Source organism: Thalassolituus sp. UBA2009 (assembly GCF_002335285.1).
In the GTDB taxonomy this organism is placed as follows: domain Bacteria; phylum Pseudomonadota; class Gammaproteobacteria; order Pseudomonadales; family Oceanobacteraceae; genus Venatoribacter; species Venatoribacter alkanivorans.
On sequence record NZ_DDCJ01000087.1, the window covers coordinates 1 to 3,110 of the forward strand.

General features: G+C 52.3%; 4 protein-coding genes. 1 reads left to right on the top strand and 3 read right to left on the bottom strand.

Features of this window, described 5'->3' with window-relative positions; translation table 11 throughout:
* Window positions 1–117 precede the first annotated feature (117 nt).
* The 3 genes from B3P58_RS10725 to B3P58_RS10735 form a co-directional block, all read right to left on the bottom strand.
* Window positions 118–771: a DsbA family oxidoreductase gene (locus B3P58_RS10725; protein ID WP_286717465.1), complete on the bottom strand. Its 654-nt coding sequence runs from the start codon at window positions 769–771 to the stop codon at window positions 118–120.
* 104 nt (window positions 772–875) lie between these two features.
* Window positions 876–1,601, bottom strand: coding sequence for a substrate-binding periplasmic protein (locus tag B3P58_RS10730; protein WP_145466463.1), 726 nt, complete (start codon window positions 1,599–1,601; stop codon window positions 876–878).
* Window positions 1,602–1,777: 176 nt separating this feature from the next.
* Window positions 1,778–2,632: a metal-dependent hydrolase gene (locus tag B3P58_RS10735; protein ID WP_145466464.1), complete on the bottom strand. Its 855-nt coding sequence runs from the start codon at window positions 2,630–2,632 to the stop codon at window positions 1,778–1,780.
* Between the two features lie 233 nt (window positions 2,633–2,865).
* Here B3P58_RS10735 and B3P58_RS10740 point away from each other — a divergent pair.
* A partial coding sequence (locus tag B3P58_RS10740; protein WP_286717468.1) for a DUF188 domain-containing protein occupies window positions 2,866–3,110 on the top strand: 245 nt, incomplete at its 3' end.

Sequence of the window (3,110 nt, forward strand, 5' to 3'; positions counted from 1 at the left end):
GATCTGGAACCGCGATACCGATGTGTTACGGCTGGCAGCGGGCGCTGCGGTGATGATGCTGGCGCTGTGGCTGGTCAGCCGTTATCAGAAAAATAACGGCTGACACGAACGAACGGACTATTCGTCGGCGGCAAACAGGATTTCGGTTAAGGCTTTAACGTAACTTTCCGGTGGCTGAGCGCCGGAAATCAGGTATTTCTGATTAAGAATAACCGCCGGCACCGAACGGATACCCACTTCCTGCCACTGCTGCTGGGTGGCACGGATGGTGTTGGCATAGCGTTCTTCCGCCAGTACGGCAGCCGCTTCTCCGGCATCCAGCCCGGTTTCTGCCGCAATCGCACATAATTCTTCAGTGTTACTGACATCGCGTCCATCACGGAAATAAGCCGTAAACAACGCCATCTTCAGCTCGGTTTGTTTGCCCTGCTCCGCCGCCCAGTGCAACAGTTGATGAGCGGCAAAAGTGTTGAGAATGCGCTGCTCATCGCGGAAATTAAAGGTAAAGCCCAAACCGGCACCCATCTGCGTAATACGCTCACGGTTAGCGCGGCTTTCCTCGTCGCTGCTGCCGTATTTTTCTGCCAGATGTTCACGCAGGTTCTGCCCTTCGGCCGGCATATCCGGGTTCAGTTCAAAGGGTTGCCAGTGAATATCGGCGACAATTTTGCCCTCCATTGCCGTCAGCGCCTGACGCAGACTGGCATAGCCAATCGCACACCACGGACACATAACATCGGAGACAATATCAATACGGAGAGTGGTTTTCATACGGGATTCCGCCACAGAAAAGCGGCCAGTATGACCGCCTCTTCTGTGCCTGACCAGTCATGCCAGTGCAACAGTTTTACCTGCTGGCCGCTGTTTTCCGGGCATTAATCAATATCGACGCCATGACGCTTTTTCAGCGCAGCGACCAGATCCGCCTGGTCACGCAGAAAGGCGTTAAATTCGTCGATAACCTGCGGATGGGCCATCGTCGATAAACTGAAATCGGCATCGGCATAAGGCAGTTCACGGTCAAACACCAATGCCCCCGCCTGACCATTTTCTTGCAGACGTTTGGCGGCAACCACCACATTGCCATAAGCCCCTTCGGCACGGCCAGCCAGCACGCTGCTGAGTGCTGCATCCAGATCATTAACCTCCTGCAAGGCGATGCTGCCCTTACCAATGGCATCCATATACACCCAGGGTGTAAAGCCACGTATGGTGACCAGTCTGGTCAGGGTTTTACCCGGCTCGCGTGCCGCAGCCACCATGACACCATCAGTGGCCACCAGCGTTACCTCGCTGTAATACAGCGTTTTATCACCGCGTTCCGACGCAGCCCATTGCGGGTTATCCGGATATTTAAAGTCGAGCTTACCGCCTAAAAAATCAGCAAAAAGACGTTTTACCGGTAATGGACGATAGCTGAAGGTATGCCCGGAAGCTTTGCCAAACGCATCAAGGAGATCGCGGGCATAGCCCTCATATTTGCCATTATTGGTGGCATAAATCGGGCTGTATTCCAGGTTCTCTACGCCGACCACGTAATCACGGGCGGCAGCGGTCGGGATAATGCACAAACTGAGTAACAGCAGAAAAGCAGATTTCATATCGGGCCTCCGGCGCAGCCAAAAAAAACACGGCACCACGTATTCAACCCGCCAGAGAGAAGGCAGGAGAACGGCATGATCCGTTCTCCCTCAGCGTAGCCTGTCAGACTATCGCCCGATGACCCATTTTGTAACCCTGCAGTGATTACGCCCTGTAAAGAATCCCCGGCTGCAACTTATGCCGGCTGAGGATCTTCGCGGCGCAGTTCATTCTGCCACTTTTCAATCAGAGCACGGTTGTCGTGATCCCAGGGGTGAAAACTTTCCTTAAAGAAATCACGGTATGGCTGGCGGATATTCGTCAGCATTCCTTTGTTACCGTACATAAAGCGACGGAAACCTTTGATATCGCTCCATGAAGGAAATTTACGCGCCCACCACAGCAATGCCACCATGTATAACGCGATACGCACATTAAACATAAAGGTCGCCAGTTTCAGTACACGGCGCAGATATTTTCGGTCGCCTTCCATCTGCATATACACATCAAAAGCCACGGCTTTATGTTCAATTTCTTCAACGGCGTGCCAGTACAGAAGATCTCGTACAGACTCTTCCAGTGGCTCCAGTACTTCCGGATTCTGCAGCACGAATTCCGCCATAATCGCAGTCATATGTTCCATGCCCACTGTCATCGCCAAACGGAATTTCGGTGTTGCGAATTTGCGCCGGGTAAAACGCTGAAGATCACGCTCCAAATGATGCTCCAGCTTAACCGCCTCAATCCCCAGGTTCCGCAGCGCTTCATTAATCTGCTTGTGCTGATGGCTGTGGTGGCCTTCCTGACCGATAAATCCACGGATCTGTTCTTTTAATGAGGGATCGGTAATACGGTCACGATACTGCCGCACCGAGGCAATAAATTCTGCCTCACCCGGCGGAAAGGTCGAAGACAGTGCACCAAAAAACACGGATAAGAGAGAGTTTCCGGCAAAGAAAAAACGCTCTTTGATATTGCCAAAAGGAAAATGCATGCGCCGTGGTTTAATTTCCACATCGGCCGGAGTACGGGTAGTTACAGATGTATTCATCAGCGGATCCTCATCTGAAATGTGAGAGCATTTATTGTTATGTTTACAAGCAGCTCTGGTGCATTTACGCGTTGCTGTTTTGTTGTGTGCGGTTAAAACTATGCCCTCACCCGCTTAACGCACAGGTGAATAAACGCCAAACTGGCCTGATCCCACACAGATTGGCACAATACTCCCGCCTGATTGGCCCAATCAGAAAATAATGACTATTCGCAGACTAAAGGACACTCTCTATGCCCACCATCTGGGTTGATGCCGACGCCACACCACGCCCTGTTCGTGATGTGATCTGCAAAGCCGCTGTCCGTACCGGCATGACGGCGTATTTTGTTGCCAACCATGCCGTGCCACTGCCGCCATCTCCCTTTCTTAAAGCAGTGCAGGTAGAAGCCGGTTTCGATGTTGCCGACAACCTGATTGTGCAGCGCTGCAGTGCCGGCGATCTGGTGATTACCCAGGATATTCCACTGGCCGCAGA

Coding starts and splice junctions, on each gene's coding strand:
- B3P58_RS10725 (WP_286717465.1), bottom strand. CDS start 771: ATGAAAACCACTCTCCGTATTGATATTGTCTCCGATGTTATGTGTCCG.
- B3P58_RS10730 (WP_145466463.1), bottom strand. CDS start 1,601: ATGAAATCTGCTTTTCTGCTGTTACTCAGTTTGTGCATTATCCCGACC.
- B3P58_RS10735 (WP_145466464.1), bottom strand. CDS start 2,632: ATGAATACATCTGTAACTACCCGTACTCCGGCCGATGTGGAAATTAAA.